This window comes from Mycobacterium sp. (genome assembly GCF_965229265.1).
GTDB lineage: Bacteria > Actinomycetota > Actinomycetes > Mycobacteriales > Mycobacteriaceae > Mycobacterium.
In genome coordinates this window covers 551,127-573,236 of the sequence record NZ_CBDDIY010000012.1, presented here as the reverse complement: position 1 = coordinate 573,236, position 22,110 = coordinate 551,127, and the positions used below count along the sequence as shown (strand labels likewise).

Sequence of the window (22,110 nt, the reverse complement as noted above, 5' to 3'; positions counted from 1 at the left end):
GCGTCGTGACCTCAACCGGCCTGCGGCTCCACGACACCTACACCGGTGCCGTGCGCGATTTTGTGCCGCTGCGTCCGGGTCATGCCTCGATCTATCTGTGCGGCGCCACCGTGCAGGGCCTGCCGCATATCGGCCACGTCCGCTCCGGTGTGGCCTTCGACGTGCTGCGGCGCTGGTTGATGGCCAAGGGCTATGACGTCGCCTTCATCCGCAATGTCACCGATATCGACGACAAGATCCTCATCAAGGCCGCCGACGCCGGCCGGCCGTGGTGGGAGTGGGCGGCCACCCACGAGCGGGCGTTCACCGCGGCCTACGACGCCCTCGGCGTCCTGCCGCCGTCGGCCGAGCCCCGCGCAACCGGGCACATCACCCAGATCGTCGACCTCATCGCGCGCCTGGTCGACACCGGCCACGCCTACACCGGTTCCGGTGACGTCTACTTCGACGTCATGAGCTTCCCGGAGTACGGCAACCTCTCCGGGCACAAGGTCGACGACGTGCACCAGGGCGAGGGTGCCGGTGTCGGCAAGCGTGACCAGCGCGACTTCACGCTGTGGAAGGGCGCCAAGCCCGGTGAGCCGTCCTGGCCCACGCCGTGGGGGCGGGGTCGGCCGGGCTGGCACTCCGAATGCGTGGCCATGGCCCACGAGTACCTCGGTGCCGAGTTCGATATCCATTGCGGTGGAATGGATTTGGTCTTCCCGCATCACGAGAACGAGATCGCCCAGGCGCGTGCCGCCGGCGATGGGTTCGCCCAGTACTGGTTGCACAACGGCTGGGTCACCATGGGCGGGGAGAAGATGAGCAAGTCGCTGGGCAATGTCCTGGCGATACCGGCTGTGCTGCAACGGGTTCGGGCCGCCGAGTTGCGCTACTACCTGGGCAGCGCGCACTACCGCTCGATGCTGGAGTTCTCCGAGACCGCACTGCAGGACGCGGTGAAGGCCTACACCGGCATCGAAGAGTTCCTGCACCGGGTGCGCACCCGCGTCGGTGTGGTGGTGCCGGGCACCTGGACCGAGAAATTCGGTGCCGCACTCGACGACGACCTCGCGGTGCCCGCGGCGCTGGCCGAGGTGCACGCCGCACGCGCCGACGGCAACCGCGCACTGGAGTCCGGTGATCACGAGACCGCGCTGGCCAAGGCCGGCGAAATCCGGTCCATGATGGGCATTCTCGGCTGCGATCCGCTTGATGAGCGGTGGGAGACGCGCGACGAGACGTCGTCGGCCCTTGCGGCGGTCGACGTGCTGGTGCGCGCCGAGCTCATCCGCCGCGACCAGGCTCGCCAGACCAGGGACTGGGCCCTGGCCGACGAGATCCGCGACCGGCTCAAGGAAGCCGGTATCGAAGTGACCGACACCGCCGACGGTCCGCAATGGGCCCTTCGAGACGAAGGCAGCAAATAATGGCGGGAAATTCACGGCGTCGCGGTGCGGTGCGCAAGGAAGGCACGAAGAAGGGCCCGACGGTCGGCTCCGGCGGTCAGCGCAGGCGTGGCCTCGAAGGGCGGGGCGCCACGCCGCCGGCCCATATGCGGACCGGCCACCCGGCAGCCAAACGTGCCGCCAAGCCCGCCAGAGCGCAGTCCAGGCCGGCCAAGCCGACCGACGAGACCGAGATGGTGCTCGGCCGCAATCCGGTCGTGGAGTGCCTGCGCGCGAACGCCCCCGCCTCGGCGTTGTTCGTCGCACTCGGTGCCGAGGCCGACGAGCGGCTGACCGAATCGGTCACCCTGGCCGCCGACCGCGGCATCCCGATCCTCGAGGTGCCCCGCACCGACCTCGACCGGATGAGCGCCAACGGGCTGCACCAGGGCATTGCGCTGCAGGTGCCGCCGTACGCCTACGCCCACCCCGACGACCTGCTGGCTTCGGCGACCTCCGGCACCGAACCGGCGCTGCTGGTGGCGTTGGACAACATCTCCGATCCGCGCAACCTCGGTGCGATCGTGCGCTCGGTGGCCGCGTTCGCCGGCGACGGCGTGCTCATCCCGCAACGCCGCTCGGCCTCGGTCTCGGCGGTCGCGTGGCGCACCAGCGCCGGGGCGGCCGCGCGCGTCCCGGTCGCGCGTGCGACCAACCTGACCCGGACCCTCAAGGAATGGGCCGACGCCGGCGTACAGGTGGTCGGGCTCGACGCGGACGGTGACACGACCATTGACGAGTTCGACGGGTCCGGGCCGCTGGTGATCGTCGTCGGCTCGGAGGGCAAGGGCCTGTCACGCCTGGTTCGGCAGAACTGCGATGCGGTGGTGTCGATCCCGATGGCCGGGCCGACCGAGTCGTTGAACGCCTCGGTTGCCGCCGGCGTGGTGTTGGCCGAGATCGCTCGCCAGCGCCGCCACTGAGTCACACGCCGATCAGGCGCACCCCGGCCCACAAGGCAACCACGGCGACCACCACGCAGGCCGGGACGGTCAGCGCGCCCAGCCAGGTGAACTCGCGCACGCTGGTCGGCTCACCCTGCTGGTGCAGCACGCGGCGCCACAGCAAGTTGGCCAGCGACCCGACATAGGTCAGGTTCGGCCCGATGTTCACCCCGATCAACACCGCCAGCACCGCGGCCGGTCCGCTGCCGGTCACCAGCGGCAGCAACACCAGAACGGCGGGCAGGTTGTTGACGACGCCTGCCAGCACCGCGGCGAAGGCGGCGATGCCCAGCAGTGCCACCAGCCCGCTGCCCGCGGGCAGCAGGTCACGGGCCGCGGTATCGAGCCCGTTGACCATCACCGCCTTGACCACCACGGCCAGTGCGAGCACGAACACCAGGAATCCCACGTTGGCCGACCGCGCGATGCCACCGACGGTGCTGCGCCGCTGGGCCAGTGACCGCACACCCAGCACCACAGCACCGACCAACGCGGCCCACGCCGGTGACAGACCCAGCAAGGATGTCACCGCGAAACCGGCCAGCGTCAAGGCCAGAACGACGAGCACGAACACCGGGTTATCCGCGCGGGGTGGGGGCGTTTCGGGCTGTCCGTCGGACAGGTCGCGACGAAACACCCAGCGCAGCACCGCGTACTCGACGGCCACCGCCGCCAGCCACGGCGCGGCCATCAGCACGCTGAACCGGGTGAATGACAGCCCGGCGGCGCTGAACGCGAGCAGGTTGGTCAGGTTGGACACCGGCAGCAGCAGCGAGGCGGTGTTGGACAGGTGCGCGGTGGCGTAGAGGTGCGCGCGGGCCGGCACCCGCATTGCCCGCACGGTGGCCAGCACCACCGGGGTCAGCAGAACCACCGTGGCGTCCAGACTCAGGACCGCGGTGGTGGCGGCCGCGATCAGGAACACCTGCCCGAGCAGCCGGCGCGGCCGGCCGTTGCTGGTGCGCGCCATCCACGCACCGGCGGCCTGGAACAAACCCTCGTCGTCGCACAAGCTGGCCAGCACCAGCACGGCGGCCAGGAATCCGACCACCGGCAGCATCCGGGCGACCTCGGCGGCGGCATCGGCGGTCGACACCGCACCGATGACGATGACCAGGACAGCGGCCGGGACGGCCACCACCGCCTCCGACAGGCCGGCCGGTCGTGCAATGGCGAAGACAAGCACCACCAGCAGCGCCAGCAGGGCGACGATCAACATAGAGTTGCCTCGGCTGCAGCGGGCAGGTTCACGCGGGGTCGGCCCACGGGTCGGTGCGCTGCCACACCGTCGGCAGGTGCAGCGCCACACCGTCGCGCTGGGCCAGTCGGGAGAGCACCCGCATGGTGGTGTGCAGGTCGTCGCCGGCGTACGGAATGGCCAGTATCGGCTCGGTGAGCGGGCGGAAGAAGTCGTCCCAGTGGATCAGCGTGACCCGCCGGGCGCCGACGGCAAGCACGGTGTGCTCCCAGTAGTCCACCAGGTAGTCCTCCGGTTGCAGACCGAGTTGGCCAACACCCAGATAGGTGACCTCGGCGCGACGCCCGGTCAGTGCGTTGGGCAGGAACCCCGCGCTGCCCTGGATCAGCAGGTGCCGGGCGCTGGGGGTGTGTTCGATCAGGGTGGACCAGGTCTCGCCGCAGCGGTACGCCGAGGCTTTGGCCGGCGGGACCACGGGCTTGGTGATCGGGCCGGGGAAGCGATCCGGCGGGCAGTGGTGCGATTCGATCAACGTCACCCTGAACGGTCCGAGGTCCAGCGCCTCACCCGGAGTCGCCACCACGATGCGGTCGGACGAAAGACCTTGTCCACGAGCGATATTGGCGGTCGACTCGCCGCCGATCAGCCGCGCCCCGGTGCGCGCGGCCACGACCGCGGCGTCCATGGCATGGTCGTAGTGGCTGTGCACGGGCAGCACCGCGGCCAACCGGTTGACGTTGGCCCGGTTCAGGCAATAGTCGATTCGAGCCACCGAGGGGCTCAGCCGGCGCAGGCCGACGTCGAGCAGTGACGGGCGGGAGAAGAACCCGTCGGTCAGCACCGCCGTGGTGCCGTCGTCGACGAGCAGGGTCGACACCCCGAGCCAGGTGACCGCCAGCGCGGCGTCCGGGTCGGCATCGGGCATGTCGAAGCGCTCGCGGTAGTCGGCGATGTCGGGTCTGCCGAGTTTGAGCCGCATCAGATGAACGCCGCCAAGTGCACGCCATTGGCCAGCAGGCGCTCGCGAACCGCCGTTGCGATCTGAACGGCACCCGGTGAATCACCGTGCACGCACACCGATTCCACGCGCACATCGATCGTCGATCCGTCAACGGCGAGCACCCGTCCGGACTCCACCATCCGGATCACCCGCTCGGCGATCTGCCCGGGATCGTGCAGGACGGCGCCTTCGTCGCGGCGGGACACCAGCTGGCCGTCCGGACGGTAGGCGCGGTCGGCGAACGCCTCGGCCACGGTGCGCAGCCCCAGGCGCTGCGCTTCCTCGAAGAACACCGACCCGGCCAGGCCCAGAACGGGCAGGCCCGGGTCGACGGCGTGCACCGCCTCGGCGACGGCGCGGGCTTGCTCGCGGTGGGTGGCGATGGCGTTGTACAGCGCGCCGTGGGGTTTTACGTAGCCGACATCGGATCCGGCGACGCGGGCCAGCGCCTGGAGCGCGCCGATCTGGTAGATCACCTCGGCGGTCAGCTCGGGTGGCGCCACGTCGATGAAGCGTCGCCCGAACCCGGCGAGGTCGAGGTAGCTCACCTGCGCTCCGATGCGCACGCCGCGCTGGGCGGCCGCCCGGGTGGTTTGCGCCAGCCCGAAGGGGTTTCCGGCGTGGAAACCGCAGGCCAGGTTGGCGCTGGTGACGATGTCGAGCATGGCGGCGTCGTCGCCGAGCTCCCATACCCCGAAGCCCTCGCCCAGATCCGCGTTCAGGTCGACCGACGCCACCACGCCAGCGTAGTAGTCGATGACCGTGGGATCAGGCCGCCGCGGGGTCGTGGTGGCGGCGGCTGACCGCCCAGCACACCAGGTAGATGACGAACGAGATCGTGGTGACGAACACCGACACCGGGACGCCGGGGGCCAGTGACAAGACGATGCCGGCCACCGCGGACAGTTCGGCGAACACCACCGACGCCGCGATCACCGCGGCCGGTGAACTGAATACCCGGGCGGCCGCGGCCGCCGGTGTGATCAGCAGCGACATCACCAGCAGCGCGCCGACGATCTGCACGCCCTGGGCGGCCACGACGCCGACCAGCGCGGCGAACACGATGCCCAGCGCCCGCACCGGAACACCGCGCGCGGCAGCCACTTCCGGGTCGGCAGTGGCGAACAGCAGGGGGCGGTAGCTCACCGCCAGCACACCCACCACCAACACCGTGACCCCCACTAGCAGCGCCAGCCCGGAGTATCCGACGCCGACGATCTGCCCGGTCAGCAGTGCGAAGCTGGTGCCGGCACGGCCCGGGTAGAGGTGGATGAACAGCACCGCCATCCCGAGGCCGAAGGCCAGCACCACGCCGATCGCCGAGTCGCGTTCGCGGGCCCGCTGGCCCAGGATGCCGAACAGGATGGCCGCCAGTGCGCTGCCGACCAGTGCGCCAAGCCCGACGTTGAAGCCGGCCAGCAGCGCGAAGGCCGCGCCGGTCAGGGACAGCTCGCTGGACCCGTGCACGGCGAACGACATCTGCCGCATCACGATGAACGGCCCGATCAGCCCGGCCACCAGCGCCAGCAGCGCAGCCGCGATCAGGGCCTGCTGTACGAAGTCCCGGCCGAGCAGGTCCGCGGTGACGTGGAAGGAGAACAGGTTGCTCAGCAGATGAGCGAATCGGTCATTCATTGGTGTGCCCGTGGGGGTGGCCGGAGTGGTCGAAGTGTTCGCCGACCACGACGTAGCGGTCGCCGACCTGCACCACCTGAATGTCGGCCTGGTAGAGCTCGGACAGCGTCTCGGAGGTCATCACCTCGGCCACGGTGCCGATCCGGAAGCGGCCGTCGACCAGGTAGAGCACCCGGTCGACGTAGGGCAGCACCGGATTGACCTCGTGGGTCACGAACATCACGGCGGTGCCCGAACGGCGGCGGCGGTCGATGAGCTTGGCGACCAGCCGGGCGCTGGCCGGATCGAGGTTCAGTAGCGGCTCGTCGCACAGCAGCAGCACCGGGTCGCTGGCCAGGGCCTGGGCGATGCGCACCCGCTGCAGCTCCCCGCCGGACATCACGCCGACCGGAACCTTCGCCAGTTTGAGCGCGTGTACCTGGGCCATCGCCCGCTCGACGACCTCGCGCCGGTGGGTTCGCTCGCGCGGGTTGAGCGCCCCGACGCCCCAGCGATGACCGTCCACCCCGAGGCGGACCAGGTCGCGACCGCGCAGGCTCAGACCGCGGTCGACCGACCGGTGCTGCGGCACGTAGCCGATCCGCTCGCTGCCCGCCTCGATCGGGCGGCCCTGGATCGTGGCCGTGCCTGCGCTCAGTGGCAGCTGCCCCAGCAGGACCCGGAACAGTGACGTCTTCCCGGTGCCGTTGGGTCCGAGGATGGCGATGAACTCGCCGGCGGCCACCTCCAGGTCGAGGTGATCCCACAGCACTCGGTCGCCGAAGGCCAACCGCGCACCCGACAAGCAGACGATCTGGTCAGCCACAAGCAGTGATTATCGGTTCTGCTGCAATGCGGTGCTCAACCGGTTGGCGGTATCGCGCTGCCAGGTGAGGTAATCACTGCCCGCGGGCAGTGTCTCGGTCACGGTGACGACGGGCACTCCCGCGCTCTGCGCCGCGGCCCGAACCTGCTTGGTCACCTCGGTGATGGTCTGGTCGTTGAACACCACGGCGGCGACCTCGCGATGGCTGATCAGGTCCAGCATGGCGGCCACGTCGACGGGTGCGGGGTCGGTGTCCTGCTCGACGGCGGCGGTGAAGCCTTCGGGTGTCTTGTCGGTCAGCCCGGCGGCGACCAGCAGGTAGTGCGCGCCGGGTTCGGTCGCGGCGACCGCCGCACCCGGGTGGGCGGTGCCGATGGCCCGCTCGGTCTGGGCGATGCCGTCCACACTGCGGTCGAAGGCCGCGGCGTTGGCCTGGTAGTCGGCGGCGTGGGTGGGATCGTCCTGGGCGAGCCGGTCGGCGATCTTGGCGGCTACCGCCTTGGCCGTGTCCAGGTCGTAGAAGACGTGTTCGTTGGCCGGCTGGGGTTCACCCGGGGGAGCCTGCAGCAGCGAGTAGGCGTCGATCGAAGCCACGCCGGGATGACTGGACAGCACGTCATCGACCCAGTGGTCGTAGCCGCCGCCGTTGTAGACCACCAGCGAGGCGTCGGCGATGGCGGCCGCGTTCGCGGGGCTGGCCTCGAAGGAGTGCGGATCGGCGGAGGCGCTGGTGATGATCGACGTCACCGTGGCGTGATCGCCGGCGACGGCCTGAGCGACGCTGCCCCACACGTCGGTTGAGGCGACGACGGTCGGCGTCGCGCCTGTCGCGGTGCCGGGCGAGGTGTTACCGGCCGAGGTGTTGGCAGGCGAGGTGTCGCCACTGCTGCACGCGCTCAGCCCGGCTGCCAGCGCCAGCGTCGAGGCGGCGGCGGCAATTCGGATCGCGGCAACGCGCACGATCGCTCCTCTCGATTCACCAATTCCCATAAATGAAAACCGTTTCCAATAGAATCTATGCCATCAGGCCCCGGTGAACGCAAGTCGATGCGCTAGCCTCACGGAGCATGTCCAGAAGTCCCGCGCCGCGGCGCCGGGCCACCCTGGCCTCATTGGCCGCCGAGCTCAAGGTTTCGCGGACCACGATCTCCAATGCCTACAACCGGCCCGACCAGTTGTCGGCCGATCTGCGTGACCGGGTGCTGGCCACCGCGAAGCGGCTGGGGTATCCCGGACCTGACCCGGTGGCCCGCTCGCTGCGGACCCGCCGGGCCGGTGCGGTCGGCCTGGTGATCACCGAGCCGCTGACCTACGCGTTCAGTGATCCTGCCGCGCTGAATTTCGTTGCCGGACTTGCTGAATCGTGTGAAGAGGCGGGGCAGGGCCTGTTACTCGTTGCGGCCGGGCCGGGCCGGAGTCTGACCGACGGCACGAGTGCGGTGCTGGCCGCCGGGGTGGACGGTTTCGTCGTGTACGCCGCCGCCGACGACGACCCATACCTGCAGACGGTGTTGGAGCGGCAGGTGCCGGTCGTCGTCGTCGACCAGCCCCGGGACGTTCCCGGCGTCTCGCGGGTCTGTATCGACGACCGCGCGGCCATGCGCGAGCTGGCCGACTATGTCATCGGTCTGGGCCACCACGAGATCGGGCTGCTCACCATGCGCCTGGGCGCCGAGCGGGGTGCCGGCGATCAGACGGCCGGGGTGGTCACCGACGACCGGCTGCGCAGTTCGCGGTTTCATGCGCAGAGCGAGCGCATCGCCGGTGTCCGGGACGCGATGATCGCCGCCGGACTGGATCGCGACGCGCTGACCATCGTCGAGAGCTACGAGCACCGGCCGGCCTCGGGGGCGGTGGCCGCCGAGCTGGCCCTCCAGGCCAATCCGCGCATCACGGCCTTGATGTGCACCGCCGACGTACTCGCGCTCTCGGCGATGGATTTCCTTCGCGCGCATGGCATCTACGTGCCCGGCCAGATGACCGTCACCGGATTCGACGGCATTCCCGATGCGCTGAGCCGGGGCTTGACCACGGTGTCGCAGCCGAGCCTGGAGAAGGGTAAGCGCGCCGGTCGGTTGCTGCACAACCCACCGCGCGACGGACTTCCGGTGATCGACGTGCTGCCCACCGAACTGGTGCGCGGGCGCACCGCGGGCCCGCCCGGCTAGCGGGCCAGCCACCGCCGACGGGCGTCGTGTAGGAATTGCAGGGCCGTGGCGACGTCGTCGGGGGTCTCGACGCGGTAGCCGGCACGGGTGTCACCCGACCCGACCTTGACGCCGACATCGGTCGCGTCGAGCCGGCTGAAGGCCTTCTCGTCGGTGACATCGTCGCCGAAGAACACGATCGCGTCGGCGTCGTCCCGCTGGCGCAACAGCTCCAGCGCCGCGCCCTTGTCGGTGTCGATCACCGCGAACTCCCGGACCGCCTTGCCCTCGGTGACGTGCACATCCCAGTCGCGCACCGCTGCCAGCGCGGCATCGAGGGCCTCCTGAGCGTGCTCGGGCGCGGCATTGCGGACGTGGAAGGCGACGCTGACCGGTTTGGTCTCGATGGTCGCGCCCGGGTAGCGCTGCGCCAGCCCGGCCATGGTCTGTTCGAGATCGGTCAGCAGGGCCTTGGCCGACTCGTCGACCGCGTCGAGGAAGTCGGCGTCGAATTCCGAGCCGTGACTGCCGACCAGGTGAACGCTGGCCGGGGCGCCGGAGAGCACGTTGAGGTCACGCAAGGCCCGCCCGGAGATCAGGGCGGCACTGGTGGAGCGCAGCGCCGCCAGGGCGCCGAGGGCATCGGCCGCCGCGGGGAGGGGGCGCGCGTCGGCCGGGTTGGACACGATCGGGGCGATCGTGCCGTCGAAGTCGGAGGCCACCAACAGGTACCGGACCTGCGCGACGTCGGTCAGCGCCCGGTGTAGATCCTGCGGAAGCTCAGGCACGAAGACCTACGGCTGGCCTTCGTCGCCGATCAGCAGCCGCACTGCGAGGTCCAGACGTTTGCTGACGTCGGTGGCCGAGGCCCGCCGCGTCAGCCACGCCAGCAGATTCGACAGCCACACATCGGAGATGACGCGGGCGATGTGGTACTGGTCTTCGGTCGGTTCACCGTCGCTCATGGCGCGGGCGAACATGCTGTCGATGATCTTCTCGACGTGATCAACTTCACCGGCGGCCGAGGCGTCGGCGAACACGTATGCCCGCGTCATGGCCTCAGTCAACAGCGGATTGCGCTGCATCGCCCGGTTCAGCTTGCCGACCATGAAGTTCAGCCGCTGGAACGGCGTGCCGCCGGCGACGGCCGACCGGTCGGTCTTGGCGTCGATGCGTTCGAACTCGCGGGCCAGCGCCGAAACCAGCAGGTGCACCTTCGACGGGAAGTAGCGGTAGAGAGTGCCGACCGCGACGTCGGCGCGGTCGGCGACCGCACGCATCTGAACGGCCTCGTAGCCGCCTTTGGAGGCGATGGCCATCGTCGCGTCGAGGATGCGCTTGCGGCGCTCACGCTGAGCTTCTGAGCCGAGTTCGGATTCGGCGAGGACGGAAACCGGCAAAACTTCACGCGGTTGCGAGCCGGCCGATGACTTCTGCGCTGGCGATGACATGGCCGGTCAGCTCCTTCCGTGGGCGGTCACGAGAAAACGATACGCATCGCCACACTGCTTTGCGCGCCGCTCCATCCCCCGGGACAGCCGAGTGTCCTGCTGCGATGCCGGTCGACTTGACTGGTGATCGCTGGCACTATTAGAACACGTTCTAGTGGGCCTACGAGATTTATTCCAGAGCCCTTGTCCCTGAGCCTAGGAGCCCGCGGTGTCTGCGACCATCACCGACGAACAGTTTGCCGCGCGCGATTTGGTCCGGAGTTGGGCGGCCTCTGTCGGCGCCCCCGCCGCCGTGCGCGACGTGGAACAGGGCACGCCGCAGGCGTGGCGTCCGGTGTACCGCGGGCTGGCCGAGCTGGGGCTGTTCGGCGTCGCGGTCGCCGAGGAGGCCGGTGGGGCCGGCGGTTCCGTAGAGGACCTCTGCGCCATGGTCGAGGAAGCCGCCCGTGCGCTGATCCCCGGGCCGGTGGCGTCGACGGCACTGGCCACGCTCGTGATCGCCGACCCGGATCTGCTCGAGGCGCTGGCCTCTGGGGAGACCACCGCCGGTGTGGCGCTGACCGGGAATCTCGCTGAGCAGAATGGCCGGGTGTCGGGCACCGCCGAGTACGTGCTGGGTGCCGATAGCGCCGGTGTGCTGCTGCTGCCGGTCGGGGAGGGCGTCGTCGTGGTCGACGCCGCCGGCGACGGTGTGACGGTCGAGCCGCTGGCGGCAACCGACTTCTCCCGTCCCCTTGCCCGGGTGAGCCTGGACGCTGCACCGGCGACGGCGCTGGCTGTCTCGCGGCGCCGCTTCGAAGACCTGACCGCCACGGTGCTGGCCGCCGAGACCGCCGGCCTGGCCCGCTGGACCCTGGACACCGCCACCGAATACGCCAAGGTCCGCGAGCAGTTCGGCAAGCCGATCGGCAGCTTCCAGGCCATCAAGCACATGTGCGCCGAAATGCTGTTGCGTTCCCAGCAAGCCGCGGTCGCCGCCGCCGACGCCGCGGCCGCCGCGGCGAGCGCGGCATCCGATGTCGCCGACCAGCAGCTCTCGATCGCGGCCGCGCTGGCCGCCGCGGTCGGCATCGGGGCCGCGCAGGCCAACGCCAAGGACTGCATCCAGGTGCTCGGCGGGATTGGCATCACCTGGGAGCACGACGCCCACCTCTACCTGCGCCGGGCCTACAGCATCGGGCAGTTCCTCGGCGGCCGGTCGACGTGGCTGCGCCGGGTCGGGTCGTTGACGCTCGACGGGGTGCGCCGCGAACTGCACATCGACCTGGATTCGGTGGCTCATCTGCAGCCCGAGATCGCCGCCGCGGTTGCCCAGGTGGCCGCGCTGCCGGTCGAGCAGCGTCAGCCCGCGCTGGCCGACAACGGCTTGCTGGCACCGCACTGGCCCAAGCCCCACGGCCGCGAGGCGTCGCCGGCCGAACAGCTACTCATCGACGCCGAGCTCGCCGCCGCCGGGGTGGCGCGCCCGGACCTGGTCATCGGCTGGTGGGCGGTGCCCACGATTCTGGAGGGCGGGACGCCCGAGCAGATCGCCCGTTTCGTGCCGGCCACCCTGCGCGGCGAGCTGATTTGGTGCCAGCTGTTCAGTGAGCCCGGCGCCGGCTCGGACCTGGCCTCGCTGCGCACGAAAGCCGTTCGGGTCGAAGGCGGTTGGAAGCTCACCGGTCAGAAGGTGTGGACGTCGGCCGCGCAGAAGGCGCACTGGGGGGTGTGCCTGGCCAGAACGGATGCCGAGGCGCCCAAGCACAAGGGCATCACCTACTTCCTCGTCGACATGCGCACGCCGGGCATCGTGATCCGCCCGCTGCGGGAGATCACCGGTGACGAGCTGTTCAACGAGGTGTTCTTCGACGACGTCTTCGTCCCCGACGAGATGGTGGTCGGCACCGTCAACGACGGGTGGCGGCTGGCGCGCACCACCCTGGCCAACGAGCGGGTCGCGATGGCCCAGGGCACTGCGCTGGGCAACCCGATGGAGGAGATGCTGCGCGCGGTGGCCGCGCGCGAGCTGGATACGGCCTTGCAGGACCGGATGAGCAGCCTGATCCTGTCCGCGCAAACGGGCGCTCTGCTCGACAAGCGCATCGCCCAGCTCGCCGTCGGCGGTCAGGACACCAGCGCAGAAGCCAGCGCCCGCAAGCTGATCGGCGTGCGACACCGTCAGGAGCTGGCGGAGTTCCGCCTGGAGCTCTCCGAGTCCGGCGGGCTCGTCATCGACGCCTTCGTCCACGACTTCCTCAACACCCGCTGCCTGACCATCGCCGGCGGCACCGAGCAGATCCTGCTCACCATGGCCGGGGAACGGCTGCTCGGTCTCCCGCGCTGAGGCGGGCGGGCCGGCGGCCTACTCGTCGTAGGTGACGTCGACCGAATCGGAGGTCGGCCGCGCCTGGCAGGCCAGGATCAGGCCCTCGGCGATATCGCTGGGCTCGAGGACGTCGTTGACGTCCATTGCCACCTCGCCGCTGCGCTTGACCACCGCGCACGCACCGCAGTGTCCTTCGCGGCACGAGAAGGGCACGTCCAGGCCCTTGTCGAGCAGCACGTCGAGCAGCATGGCGCTGCGCGGCCAGGGCACGGTGTGGGTCTGCCCGTCGAGTTCGACGACGGCGGTGGCCGGCGGTTCGTCGCCGTCGTCGGTGATCGTCACCGCCGCGAACGGATCGGTTTCCAGCGACCGGAACACCTCGATGTGCACCTGTTTGGTCGGCACCGACAGCGCGTCCAGGGCCGCCTCGGCGGCCTGCATGAACGGACCTGGCCCGCAGATGAAGGCCTGCCGGTCGGTGTAGGGGGCCATCAGCCTGCTCAGCGCCGGGGTGCTGGGCAAACCCTGCACCGACTCCAGCCAGTGCACGACGGTCAGCCGGTCCGGGTACTTGGCGGCCAGCTCGCGAAGAGCGCTGGCGAAGATGACCGACCGTTCGTCACGGTTGGCGTAGAGCAAGGTGACCTGGCCACTGCCCTGTGCGAGTGCCGACTTGCAGATGGACAACATCGGCGTGATCCCGCTGCCCGCAGCGATCAGCAGGAAGTCGTCATCGAGCGTCTTGGGTACGAAGGTGCCCGACGGCGCCAGCACGTGGATCTTCATGCCCTTGTGGGCGTGATCGCACAGCCAGTTGGAGGCGTAACCGTCGACGGTGCGCTTGATCGTGACTGCCAGCGCGCCGTCGGTGAAGGGGGAGCTGCACAGCGAGTAGCAACGCGCCACCGAGCCGGTCCGGTCGCTGGGGATCCGCAGGGTGAGGAACTGGCCCGGTGCGTAGCGCAGCCGCTCGGCGGGGATCTCGGAGCCGGCCGGGACGCCGAACACCAACGACCGGGAATCGTCGGTCTCCTCGACCACGTCGGTCACTTCCAACTCGAGCACGTGGCTGCCGAGTGGCTCGTCCAGTGGAGCCTGCGTCACGTTGCTTAGCCTTCCTTCAGCTGAACTAGAACAGGTTACAGAAATGCCATTACATATCGCTACCAGCCGCAGGCTCGCGCTGCTCGACACAAATCGTAACGTGTTCTAGTCTTGGGTCCAGTAACGCACACTCTGGGAGGCATGCAGTGACGTCCATTCAACAGCGTGACGCGCAGGCGGTTCTAGCCGGTATCGATGAGCTGCTCCCCAAACTGCGCGAGCGCGCCCAGCAGACCGAAGACCTCCGCCGGATCCCCGACGCCTCCATCAGCGACCTCGATCAGGTCGGTTTCTTCAAGCTGTTGCAGCCCGAGCAGTGGGGCGGCCTGCAGACCGACCCGACGCTGTTCTACGAGGCGGTCCGCCGAGTCGCCAGCGCCTGCGGGTCGACCGGCTGGGTGGCCGGCATCCTGGGTGTGCACAACTGGCACCTGGCGCAGTTCGAGCAGCAAGCTCAGGAGGACGTGTGGAGTGAGGACCCGACGGTCCGGATCTCATCCTCCTACGCCCCGATGGGCGCCGGCGTCGTCACCGACGGCGGCTACATCGTCAACGGAGCCTGGCACTGGTCCTCGGGATGCGACCACGCCACCTGGACGTTCGTCGGCGGCCCGGTGATCAAGGACGGCAGGCCGGTCGACTTCGGTAGCTTCCTGATCCCGATCAGCGACTATCAGATCGAGGACGACTGGCATGTGGTCGGCCTGAAGGGCACCGGCAGCAACACCCTGGTGATGAAGGATGTGTTCGTGCCCCGGCACCGGTTCGTCTCCTTCAAGGCCATGAGTGACCTGACCGCGCCCGGTCTGCAGCAGAACACCGCGCCCGTCTACCGGATGCCGTGGGGCACCATGCATCCCACGACGATCTCCACGCCGATCGTCGGAATGGCCTACGGCGCCTATGCCGCACACATCGAGCACCAGGGCAAGCGGGTGCGTGCCGCCTACGCGGGCGAGAAGGCCAAGGATGATCCCTTCGCCAAGGTCCGCATCGCCGAGGCGGCCAGTGACATCGACGCGGCCTGGCGCCAGCTGTCAGGCAATCTGGCCGACGAGTACGCACTGCTGTGTGCCGGCCAGGACATTCCGCTGTCGCTGCGCGCCAACGCCCGCCGTGATCAGGTGCGGGCCAGCCAGCGTGCGATCGCGGCCATCGACCGGCTCTTCGAGAGCGCCGGTGCCACCGCGCTGGGTATCGACACACCGCTGCAACGGTTCTGGCGTGACGCCCATGCCGGGCGCGTTCACGCCGCCAACGACGCGGAACGTGCCTACGTGATGTTCGGCAACCAGGAGTTCGGGCTGCCGCTCGGCGACACGATGGTTTAACTGGCCACGCTGATGACATCCTTCATCGAGGAAGCCGAACACCAGCGGGAGCTGACGTTCGAATCCACGTCGCGCTACGCACAGGTGCGTGCCGACATGCGGCTGCACTATCACGAGGCCGGTGTCGGCAACGCCCAGACCGTGGTGCTCCTGCACGGCGGCGGCCCCGGTGCGTCCAGCTGGTCGAACTTCGCCAAGAACATCGGCGTGCTGGCCGAGCACTTCCACGTGCTCGCCGTCGACCAGCCCGGCTACGGACTGTCCGACAAGCACGCCGAGCACGAGCAGTACAACCGTTACAGCGCAACGGCTCTGCTCAACCTGTTCGACCATCTCGGGATCGAGCGGGCCGCCTTGGTGGGCAACTCGCTGGGTGGGGGCACTGCCGTGCGGTTCGCCCTGGACAACCCCGAGCGGGCCGGCCGGCTGGTGCTGATGGGTCCCGGTGGGCTGTCGGTGAATCTGTTCGCGCCCGATCCCACCGAAGGGGTGAAATTACTGGGCCGGTTCACCGCCGACCCGACCCGGGAGAACATGGAGAAGTTCCTGCGGATCATGGTCTGGGACCAGAAGCTGATCACGCCGGAACTGGTCGAGGAGCGTTTCGCGATCGCCAGCACCCCCGAATCACTGGCCGCCGCGCGGGCAATGGGAAAGTCCTTCGCGGGAGCCGATTTCGAACTCGGCATGATGTGGCGCGACGTGTACAAGCTGCGGCAGCGGGTACTGCTGATCTGGGGCCGGGAAGACCGGGTCAACCCGCTCGACGGGGCGCTGGTCGCCCTCAAACAGATCCCGCGCGTGCAACTGCACGTTTTCGGGCAGTGTGGACATTGGGCTCAGTTGGAGAAGTTCGACGAGTTCAACAAGCTGACCATTGATTTTCTCGGAGGTGCGGCATGAGTATTCGTTCGCTGGGGTATCTGCGGATCGAGTCCACCGACGTCGCCGCGTGGCGGGAGTACGGCCTCAAGGTGCTCGGCATGGTCGAGGGCTCGGGGGCCACCGAAGGTGCGCTGTATCTGCGGATGGACGAACACCCGGCGCGGCTGGTGATCATTCCCGGCGAGCGCGACCGGCTGCTGCAGTCAGGGTGGGAAGCCGCCAATGCCGCTGGCCTGCAGGACATCCGGTCTCGGCTGGAAGCCGAGGGCACCCCGTACAAGGAGGCCAGCGCCGCCGAGCTCGCCGAGCGCCGCGTCGACGAGATGATCACCTTCGAGGATCCGTCGGGAAACGTCTTGGACGTCTTCCACGGGGTGGCCCTGGAACACCGTCGCCTGGTGAGCCCCTACGGTCACCGGTTCGTCACCGAGGAGCAGGGTCTGGGCCACGTGGTTCTGACCACCAAGGACGACGCCGAGTCCACCCATTTCTACCGGGATGTGCTCGGGTTCAAGCTGCGTGACTCGATGCGGCTGCCGCCACAGCTCGTCGGCCGTCCCGCCGACGGCCCACCGGCCTGGTTGCGGTTCTTCGGATGCAACCCGCGCCACCACAGCCTGGCGTTCCTGCCACTGCCCAACCCGACCGGCATCGTGCACCTGATGCTCGAGGTGGAGAACAGCGACGACGTCGGGCTGTGCCTGGATCGGGCGTTGCGGCGCAAGGTCCCGATGTCGGCCACCCTGGGGCGCCACGTCAACGACAAGATGCTGTCGTTCTACATCAAGACACCCGGCGGGTTCGACGTCGAATTCGGTTGTGAGGGTCTGCAGGTCGAAGACGATCTCAGCTGGATCGCTCGGGAGAGCACCGCGGTGAGCTTGTGGGGACACGACTTCTCCGTCGGCTCCCACCGAACCAGCTGACATGTCATCCGCCCCCATCGACCCACGCACGTTCCGGCATGTGCTGGGGCAGTTCTGTACCGGCATCACGATCATCACCACCGTTCACGAGGACCAACCGGTGGGTTTCGCCTGCCAGTCCTTCGCCGCGCTGTCCTTGGATCCGCCGCTGGTGCTGTTCTGTCCCACGAAGGTGTCGCGGTCCTGGCAGGCCATCGAGGCCAGCGGCAAGTTCTGCGTCAACGTGCTGACCGAGCAGCAGCGCGAGGTCTGCGCGCGGTTCGGCTCGAAGGAGCCCGACAAGTTCGCCGGTGTCGGTTGGCAGCCTTCCGCGCTGGGCTCCCCGATTCTGGACGGATCGCTGGCGCACATCGACTGCACGGTGGCTTCGGTGCACGACGGCGGTGACCATTTCGTGGTTTTTGGCGCGGTGCACTCCCTTTCGGAGGTGCCGAAGGTCAAGCCCAGGCCGCTGCTGTTTTATCGCGGCGAGTACACCGGTATCGAACCGGACAAGAACACTCCGGCGCAGTGGCGCGATGACCTCGAGGCGTTCCTCACCGCCACCACCCCCGACACCTGGCTCTAGCGAGCCGTCGTCAGCGGGTGTGCTCGCCGACGAAGTCGATGATCGCCGCGGCCACCTCACGGTGCACCGTTTCGTTGAGGATGTCGTGGTGGGCCCGCGGGAACTCCCGCAGCCGCAGGGGCCCGATCTGGTCGGCATAGGCACGTAGTGCGCTCACCGGGGCGATCGGGTCGAGTTCGCCGTGGATGGCCAGGGTCGGTACGGTCAGCTTGGGTAGTTGCGCGCCGAAGTGATCCCAGGCCCGCTCGAGTTCCCGGGCCAGGGGCACGCTGTCGGCCTCGACGAATGCCAGCGGGTCGGTCTCCATCGCGTCGAGGTAGAACGGATCGCCGGACAGCCAGTGCGGGTCGAGGTCGAGCGAGGTGTCGGTGTCGAGCAGTTCGGGCACCGGGACCACCGGCGCTCCCGAGACGATCCCGGCGCGGTAGCGCTGGGGCTGGTCGAGCAGGCGGAACAGGGTCACCACTGCCCCATACGAATGTCCTTGTGCAACAAGGGGAATTCCCGGCGTCTCCTGCTCGGCCAGGGTGGTGAGCGAGTCGGCAAGTGCCGAGCTGTCCTCGAGCGTCCCGAAGTCCCCGCGCGCGCCGGGGGACAGGCCGTGCCCGAACTGGTCGACGGCCCACAGGTCGATGCCGGCGGCGTTGAGGGAAAAACCCAGCCGGTGGTAGACGCCGGTGTGCTCGCCGAACCCGTGCAAGAAGATGACGGCCGCTCGCGGTTGGGCGGCGGCCCAGTGCCGGTAGTAGGCGCGGCCGCGGTCATGGTCGATGAAGGGCATGCCATGAGCCCACCAGCTGTTGCGGTGCGTCGCAAGATTTAGGCTCAGCGCGCGCCGGTTCCGGCCAGTGCCCCGGCCATCTCGCGCACGCGAACCGTGATCGCCTCGACCAGTGCCCCCACCTCCGGCCGGCGCAGGGTCTCTTCGCGCGCCACCAGCCAGTAGCTCAGGTCGACAGCCACCACGTCGGGCAGCACCCGGACCAGGTCGTCGTGACGGTCGGCCATGAAGCAGGGCAGTAGCCCCAGGCCGGCGGCCGACCGGGTTGCCTCGACGTGGACGAAGACATTGGTCGACGTCACCGATTCCTGCATGGCCGGAACGAAACTCGACGCCAGGTCCAGATCGTCGACCTGCAGCATGGAGTCGATGAAGTACACCAGCCGGTGGTGTGCCAGCTCAGCGAGGGTGGCGGGGGACCCGTGCTGGGAGAGGTAGACGTGTGATCCGTAGAGCCCGAGGCGGTAGTCGCCGAGTCGGGTGGCGACAGCGCGGCGCACCCGCGGTCGGCCCACCACCACCTCGATGTCGAGGCCGGAGCGCTGCTGGGAGGCGCGGCGGGTGGCGGTGACGATCTCGACCGTCACCCCCGGGTGGCGCCGCCGCATCTGGGCGGCGGCAGGCGCGGCGATGTAGGCGCTGAACCCGTCGGTGGCCGACAGCCGCACCACCCCCTCCAGCGAGCGGGATCCGTCGGTGCCCGCGGCCAGCGCGCGCATCGCCGACTCGATGCTCTCCGCGGCGACCAGCGCTTCTCGCCCCAGATCGGTCAACTCCCAGCCTCCGGCGCCCCGGCCCAGCACCCGGCCGCCGAGCGTCTGCTCCAGCGCGGCGATCCGCCGCGAGATCGTGGTGTGGTTTAGCCCCAGCTCCTCGGCGGCGGTCACGAACCGGCCCGATCGGCCGACGGCCAGCAACACCAGCAGGTCGTCGGCGCTCGGCCGTGCGGGCGGCACAGACATAGCTGCATGGTCGCAGAAACCTGCTTGCGATTGTGGCGTCCTGGGCTTGACTCTCTCCCTGGGGGAGGGCCCAGCGTGGCGGTATGACAACGCACAACAGCGACAGCATCCTGGCCTGGAACACGCTTCCTGGCGCGGTCCGGACATACCTCACCGCACACCGGTCCCGGGATTCGGCCACGGCGATCGGCACCTTCACCGCCGACGCCGCGGTGACCGACGAGGGCCACACCGTCCATGGCCGGGAGGCGATCGGGTTCTGGCTGCGCGACGCGGGTGGCGAGTACACCTTCACCACCGAGTTCATCGCAGCGACTGCGACGGACGCGGCGCACATCGACGTGCTCCAGCGCCTGGAAGGTGATTTTCCGGGTGCAGTGGCCGATCTGCACTACCGGTTCACCCTGGACGACGGCCTGATCAGCCGACTTGTGATCGAGCCCTGAACGATGATGAAGAACTGGTTCATCACCGGCGGTACCCCCGGTGGATTCGGAATGGCCTACGCCGAGGCGGCATTGGAGATCGGTGACCGGGTGGTGCTCACCGCACGGCGGCCCGCGGAGCTCGATGCCTGGGCCCAGGCACATGGTGACCGGGTGCTGGTCGTGCCCCTCGACGTCACCGATGCCGCCCAGGTGCAGGCCGCCGTTCGCGCGGCCGAAGAACACTTCGGCGGGATCGACGTCCTGGTCAACAACGCCGGGCGCGGCTGGTACGGGTCGATCGAGAGCATGGCGGACGCCGATGTCCGCGCGATGTTCGAGCTGAACTTCTTTGCACTGCTCGGCGTGATCCGGGCGGTGCTGCCCGGTATGCGCGCCCGCGCAAGCGGGTGGATCGTCAACATGTCCTCGGTCGCCGGCCGCCGCGGCGTCACTGGATTCGGCCACTACAGTGCGACGAAATTCGCGGTAGAGGCCGTCACCGAGGTGCTCGCCGAAGAGGTTGAGCCGCTGGGTATTCAGGTGATGGCGGTGGAGCCGGGAGCTTTCCGGACCCACGCCTATGCCGGTTTCTCCGACCAGCCGATCGCCGAACCCATCGCCGACTACCGGCCGATGCTGGAGCAGGTTCGCTCGGCGATGTTGCAGCAGAACGGCTCTCAGCCCGGAGACCCGCAGCGCGGAGTTCGTGCCGTCATCGCTGCCATGGCCCAGGATCCGCCCCCTCGGCGGCTGGTTCTGGGCGCCGGCGGCTACGACACGGTCGTGAAGGCGCTCGAAGGTTCGCTCGCCGAGGTCCGCGCTCTCGAGACGTTGTCCCGCGGCGCCGACTTTCCCGAACAGTGACCCCTAGAGGCAGGCCGAGTTTCGCGCCACCAACGTCCCGTGACCGTCTGTCATCCCGAGGTTCTCATCGATCTGGCCGACGGAGCCGCGCGTGCCGCGACGACGTGGTCGCCTTCGTCACCGGACTCGGACACCGGGGCGAGCGGGAACACAGGCCAGCCGATCTCGGTCCGCCACCGGGCCGAATCGTCGGTGTCGCGCGGTCCGACCACATAGGTCTCGTGGATCGGTCCAGCGACGGCAAGGGCATGCGTGACGACCCAGGCGCCGAGGCGGCCATAGGTCACGTCGATGTCGTCGTGCGGTCCGGAATGGACCGCGACGGCGAGATCCGCCGCCGGAAGCTCGACGACCTCGATCCGGCCGGATGCGCGTGGGGAACGCACGGGCCGAAAGACCATCATCACCCCGGCTCCGTGCGCGAACAGTGCGTTCGCGTACTGCCCGCCGGGCGCCCCGGTGCGTTCCTCCGGCGGGAATGCCTCGTCGAGCTCGGCCATCGCGGCGTCGTACCAGAGCAGCGAATCGCCAAGGCGCGCCTGCTCGGTGATCGCTGCGACGGTCCGCGCGGGCACCGACCGCAACTCGACGTGAACGTCAGCCGGGTCCGGGCGCAGCAGGCGGCGCAGCGACATGACGGCCGCCTGGGTCCGGGTCAGCTCGGCCTCCAGCCGCTGCAGGTGGCCCGCAATGACCTCGGCCCGTTCCTGCGGATCGTCGGTGGCGAGGATCGACCGGACCTCGGCGAGCGGCAGATCGAGTCGGCGGAGTTGGTGGATCACCTGAGCGGTGGGGATCTGCTCAGGCTCGTAGTACCGGTAGCCCGACACCGGGTCGACCGTTGCGGCCTCGAGCAGTCCGGCCTCGTGGTAGCGCCGCAGCGTCCGCACACTCAGGTGCGTCACGGTGGCGAATTCTCCAATGGTCAGTCGGGAACGCACGACTTGCCTCCTTGCCTTCTCTGCGGGGGGAGACCCGACCTCCATACGCAACATATCGCGCAGCGCAACCATCGTCGCCCGCGTGTTGACACACGACTTCCGAGGAGATACGAAGTGCCGTCGGCTTTCGATCGCGACATCACCACTCTCGCCACCGCACGCTGGGCTACCGCCCACGATCCGCGGCTTTCGACGATCATGCAAGCGCTGGTGCGCCACCTGCACGGGTTCGCGCGGGAGGTGTGCCTCACCGAGTCCGAGTGGAGTGCTGCGATGCGGTGGCTGGCTCGCACCGGGCAGACACCTGTTCCGAGCCGGGGCGCCCTATCTCGACTCCGATGTCGTCTTCGGCACCAAGGCTGATCTGGTGGTGGAGTTCGAGCATCAGCAGCCCGGCCCGAC

Annotated in this window: 23 protein-coding genes; 11 read left to right on the top strand and 12 right to left on the bottom strand. The window is 69.0% G+C overall.

Annotated features, from left to right (window positions below):
• Positions 1-5: 5 nt before the first annotated feature.
• Positions 6-1,412 (top strand): cysteine--tRNA ligase, encoded by a 1,407-nt coding sequence (gene cysS / locus ADBZ9K_RS20470; protein ID WP_526623676.1) that lies wholly within the window; start codon positions 6-8, stop codon positions 1,410-1,412.
• Positions 1,412-2,353 carry a 23S rRNA (guanosine(2251)-2'-O)-methyltransferase RlmB gene (gene rlmB / locus ADBZ9K_RS20465; RefSeq protein WP_526623674.1) on the top strand — a complete coding sequence of 314 codons (942 nt, stop codon included), beginning with the start codon at positions 1,412-1,414 and terminating at the stop codon, positions 2,351-2,353. The genes cysS and rlmB overlap by 1 nt, the downstream gene beginning before the upstream one ends.
• 1 nt (position 2,354) lies before the next feature.
• On the opposite strand, the gene ADBZ9K_RS20460 is transcribed toward rlmB, so the two are convergent.
• The 6 genes from ADBZ9K_RS20460 to ADBZ9K_RS20435 are packed head-to-tail and all read right to left on the bottom strand — an operon-like array spanning position 2,355 to position 8,002.
• Positions 2,355-3,593, bottom strand: coding sequence for an SLC13 family permease (locus ADBZ9K_RS20460; protein ID WP_526623672.1), 1,239 nt, complete (start codon positions 3,591-3,593; stop codon positions 2,355-2,357).
• Positions 3,594-3,621: 28 nt separating this feature from the next.
• Positions 3,622-4,551, bottom strand: coding sequence for an MBL fold metallo-hydrolase (locus tag ADBZ9K_RS20455; RefSeq protein ID WP_526623670.1), 930 nt, complete (start codon positions 4,549-4,551; stop codon positions 3,622-3,624).
• Positions 4,551-5,309, bottom strand: a complete 759-nt coding sequence (locus ADBZ9K_RS20450) for a LamB/YcsF family protein (RefSeq protein WP_526623668.1) — start codon at positions 5,307-5,309, stop codon at positions 4,551-4,553. The genes ADBZ9K_RS20455 and ADBZ9K_RS20450 overlap by 1 nt, the downstream gene beginning before the upstream one ends.
• Before the next feature lie 31 nt (positions 5,310-5,340).
• A complete protein-coding gene (locus ADBZ9K_RS20445; protein WP_526623666.1) occupies positions 5,341-6,207 on the bottom strand; it encodes a metal ABC transporter permease in 867 nt (288 codons plus the stop codon).
• On the bottom strand, positions 6,200-7,012 hold the full coding sequence (locus ADBZ9K_RS20440; protein ID WP_526623664.1) for a metal ABC transporter ATP-binding protein: 813 nt from the start codon (positions 7,010-7,012) through the stop codon (positions 6,200-6,202). The genes ADBZ9K_RS20445 and ADBZ9K_RS20440 overlap by 8 nt, the downstream gene beginning before the upstream one ends.
• Before the next feature lie 9 nt (positions 7,013-7,021).
• Entirely contained in the window at positions 7,022-8,002 is a 981-nt protein-coding gene (locus ADBZ9K_RS20435; protein ID WP_526623662.1) for a metal ABC transporter solute-binding protein, Zn/Mn family, read from the bottom strand.
• Positions 8,003-8,079: 77 nt separating this feature from the next.
• Here ADBZ9K_RS20435 and ADBZ9K_RS20430 point away from each other — a divergent pair, with 77 nt between their 5' ends.
• Entirely contained in the window at positions 8,080-9,180 is a 1,101-nt protein-coding gene (locus ADBZ9K_RS20430) for an Rv3575c family transcriptional regulator (RefSeq protein ID WP_526623660.1), read from the top strand.
• On the opposite strand, the gene otsB is transcribed toward ADBZ9K_RS20430, so the two are convergent.
• Together otsB and kstR are read right to left on the bottom strand one after the other, a co-directional pair.
• Positions 9,177-9,947 (bottom strand): trehalose-phosphatase, encoded by a 771-nt coding sequence (gene otsB, locus ADBZ9K_RS20425; RefSeq protein WP_526623658.1) that lies wholly within the window; start codon positions 9,945-9,947, stop codon positions 9,177-9,179. The two genes, ADBZ9K_RS20430 and otsB, sit on opposite strands and share 4 nt — an antisense overlap.
• Positions 9,948-9,953: 6 nt before the next feature.
• Complete coding sequence (gene kstR / locus ADBZ9K_RS20420) at positions 9,954-10,610, bottom strand: cholesterol catabolism transcriptional regulator KstR (RefSeq protein WP_526623656.1); 657 nt, start codon at positions 10,608-10,610, stop codon at positions 9,954-9,956.
• Between the two features lie 208 nt (positions 10,611-10,818).
• Between kstR and ADBZ9K_RS20415 the strand changes: the two genes are divergently transcribed.
• On the top strand, positions 10,819-12,936 hold the full coding sequence (locus tag ADBZ9K_RS20415) for an acyl-CoA dehydrogenase family protein (protein WP_526623654.1): 2,118 nt from the start codon (positions 10,819-10,821) through the stop codon (positions 12,934-12,936).
• Between the two features lie 18 nt (positions 12,937-12,954).
• Here the strand turns inward: ADBZ9K_RS20415 and ADBZ9K_RS20410 are convergent, their stop codons facing one another.
• Positions 12,955-14,022: a 2Fe-2S iron-sulfur cluster-binding protein gene (locus ADBZ9K_RS20410; protein ID WP_526623652.1), complete on the bottom strand. Its 1,068-nt coding sequence runs from the start codon at positions 14,020-14,022 to the stop codon at positions 12,955-12,957.
• A gap of 146 nt (positions 14,023-14,168) precedes the next feature.
• Between ADBZ9K_RS20410 and hsaA the strand changes: the two genes are divergently transcribed.
• From hsaA to hsaB, 4 genes are read left to right on the top strand one after another with little or no spacing between them, the layout of a single operon-like run.
• Positions 14,169-15,353, top strand: a complete 1,185-nt coding sequence (hsaA, locus tag ADBZ9K_RS20405; protein WP_526623651.1) for a 3-hydroxy-9,10-secoandrosta-1,3,5(10)-triene-9,17-dione monooxygenase oxygenase subunit — start codon at positions 14,169-14,171, stop codon at positions 15,351-15,353.
• Between the two features lie 12 nt (positions 15,354-15,365).
• The gene (gene hsaD, locus ADBZ9K_RS20400) at positions 15,366-16,256 is read left to right on the top strand and encodes a 4,5:9,10-diseco-3-hydroxy-5,9,17-trioxoandrosta-1(10),2-diene-4-oate hydrolase (protein WP_526623649.1); all 891 of its coding nucleotides are present in this window, start codon (positions 15,366-15,368) and stop codon (positions 16,254-16,256) included.
• Positions 16,253-17,164 carry an iron-dependent extradiol dioxygenase HsaC gene (gene hsaC, locus ADBZ9K_RS20395; protein WP_526623648.1) on the top strand — a complete coding sequence of 304 codons (912 nt, stop codon included), beginning with the start codon at positions 16,253-16,255 and terminating at the stop codon, positions 17,162-17,164. Before hsaD ends, hsaC begins: the two co-directional genes overlap by 4 nt.
• Position 17,165: 1 nt before the next feature.
• Positions 17,166-17,732, top strand: coding sequence for a 3-hydroxy-9,10-secoandrosta-1,3,5(10)-triene-9,17-dione monooxygenase reductase subunit (hsaB, locus tag ADBZ9K_RS20390; RefSeq protein ID WP_526623646.1), 567 nt, complete (start codon positions 17,166-17,168; stop codon positions 17,730-17,732).
• Between the two features lie 10 nt (positions 17,733-17,742).
• Here the strand turns inward: hsaB and ADBZ9K_RS20385 are convergent, their stop codons facing one another.
• Positions 17,743-18,513 (bottom strand): alpha/beta hydrolase, encoded by a 771-nt coding sequence (locus tag ADBZ9K_RS20385; RefSeq protein WP_526623644.1) that lies wholly within the window; start codon positions 18,511-18,513, stop codon positions 17,743-17,745.
• A 44-nt stretch (positions 18,514-18,557) separates the two neighbouring features.
• A complete protein-coding gene (locus tag ADBZ9K_RS20380; protein WP_526623642.1) occupies positions 18,558-19,475 on the bottom strand; it encodes a LysR family transcriptional regulator in 918 nt (305 codons plus the stop codon).
• 83 nt (positions 19,476-19,558) lie between these two features.
• Between ADBZ9K_RS20380 and ADBZ9K_RS20375 the strand changes: the two genes are divergently transcribed.
• Together ADBZ9K_RS20375 and ADBZ9K_RS20370 are read left to right on the top strand one after the other, a co-directional pair.
• Positions 19,559-19,921 carry a nuclear transport factor 2-like protein gene (locus tag ADBZ9K_RS20375; protein ID WP_526623640.1) on the top strand — a complete coding sequence of 121 codons (363 nt, stop codon included), beginning with the start codon at positions 19,559-19,561 and terminating at the stop codon, positions 19,919-19,921.
• A 3-nt stretch (positions 19,922-19,924) separates the two neighbouring features.
• The gene (locus tag ADBZ9K_RS20370; RefSeq protein WP_526623638.1) at positions 19,925-20,767 is read left to right on the top strand and encodes an SDR family oxidoreductase; all 843 of its coding nucleotides are present in this window, start codon (positions 19,925-19,927) and stop codon (positions 20,765-20,767) included.
• Positions 20,768-20,817: 50 nt separating this feature from the next.
• Here the strand turns inward: ADBZ9K_RS20370 and ADBZ9K_RS20365 are convergent, their stop codons facing one another.
• Complete coding sequence (locus ADBZ9K_RS20365; RefSeq protein WP_526623637.1) at positions 20,818-21,708, bottom strand: MerR family transcriptional regulator; 891 nt, start codon at positions 21,706-21,708, stop codon at positions 20,818-20,820.
• Between ADBZ9K_RS20365 and ADBZ9K_RS20360 the strand changes: the two genes are divergently transcribed.
• Positions 21,634-22,071, top strand: coding sequence for a dioxygenase (locus tag ADBZ9K_RS20360; RefSeq protein WP_526623636.1), 438 nt, complete (start codon positions 21,634-21,636; stop codon positions 22,069-22,071). The two genes, ADBZ9K_RS20365 and ADBZ9K_RS20360, sit on opposite strands and share 75 nt — an antisense overlap.
• The last annotated feature ends 39 nt before the right edge of the window (positions 22,072-22,110 follow it).

Excerpts from the sequence above, each read along its gene's own strand:
- ADBZ9K_RS20455 (WP_526623670.1), bottom strand. The coding sequence starts at position 4,551 with ATGCGGCTCAAACTCGGCAGACCCGACATCGCCGACTACCGCGAGCGC.
- ADBZ9K_RS20430 (WP_526623660.1), top strand. The coding sequence starts at position 8,080 with ATGTCCAGAAGTCCCGCGCCGCGGCGCCGGGCCACCCTGGCCTCATTG.
- rlmB (WP_526623674.1), top strand. The coding sequence starts at position 1,412 with ATGGCGGGAAATTCACGGCGTCGCGGTGCGGTGCGCAAGGAAGGCACG.
- hsaC (WP_526623648.1), top strand. The coding sequence starts at position 16,253 with ATGAGTATTCGTTCGCTGGGGTATCTGCGGATCGAGTCCACCGACGTC.
- ADBZ9K_RS20385 (WP_526623644.1), bottom strand. The coding sequence starts at position 18,513 with ATGCCCTTCATCGACCATGACCGCGGCCGCGCCTACTACCGGCACTGG.
- ADBZ9K_RS20370 (WP_526623638.1), top strand. The coding sequence starts at position 19,925 with ATGATGAAGAACTGGTTCATCACCGGCGGTACCCCCGGTGGATTCGGA.
- ADBZ9K_RS20460 (WP_526623672.1), bottom strand. The coding sequence starts at position 3,593 with ATGTTGATCGTCGCCCTGCTGGCGCTGCTGGTGGTGCTTGTCTTCGCC.
- ADBZ9K_RS20435 (WP_526623662.1), bottom strand. The coding sequence starts at position 8,002 with ATGGGAATTGGTGAATCGAGAGGAGCGATCGTGCGCGTTGCCGCGATC.
- ADBZ9K_RS20380 (WP_526623642.1), bottom strand. The coding sequence starts at position 19,475 with ATGTCTGTGCCGCCCGCACGGCCGAGCGCCGACGACCTGCTGGTGTTG.
- hsaD (WP_526623649.1), top strand. The coding sequence starts at position 15,366 with ATGACATCCTTCATCGAGGAAGCCGAACACCAGCGGGAGCTGACGTTC.
- kstR (WP_526623656.1), bottom strand. The coding sequence starts at position 10,610 with ATGTCATCGCCAGCGCAGAAGTCATCGGCCGGCTCGCAACCGCGTGAA.
- ADBZ9K_RS20375 (WP_526623640.1), top strand. The coding sequence starts at position 19,559 with ATGACAACGCACAACAGCGACAGCATCCTGGCCTGGAACACGCTTCCT.
- hsaB (WP_526623646.1), top strand. The coding sequence starts at position 17,166 with ATGTCATCCGCCCCCATCGACCCACGCACGTTCCGGCATGTGCTGGGG.
- ADBZ9K_RS20445 (WP_526623666.1), bottom strand. The coding sequence starts at position 6,207 with ATGAATGACCGATTCGCTCATCTGCTGAGCAACCTGTTCTCCTTCCAC.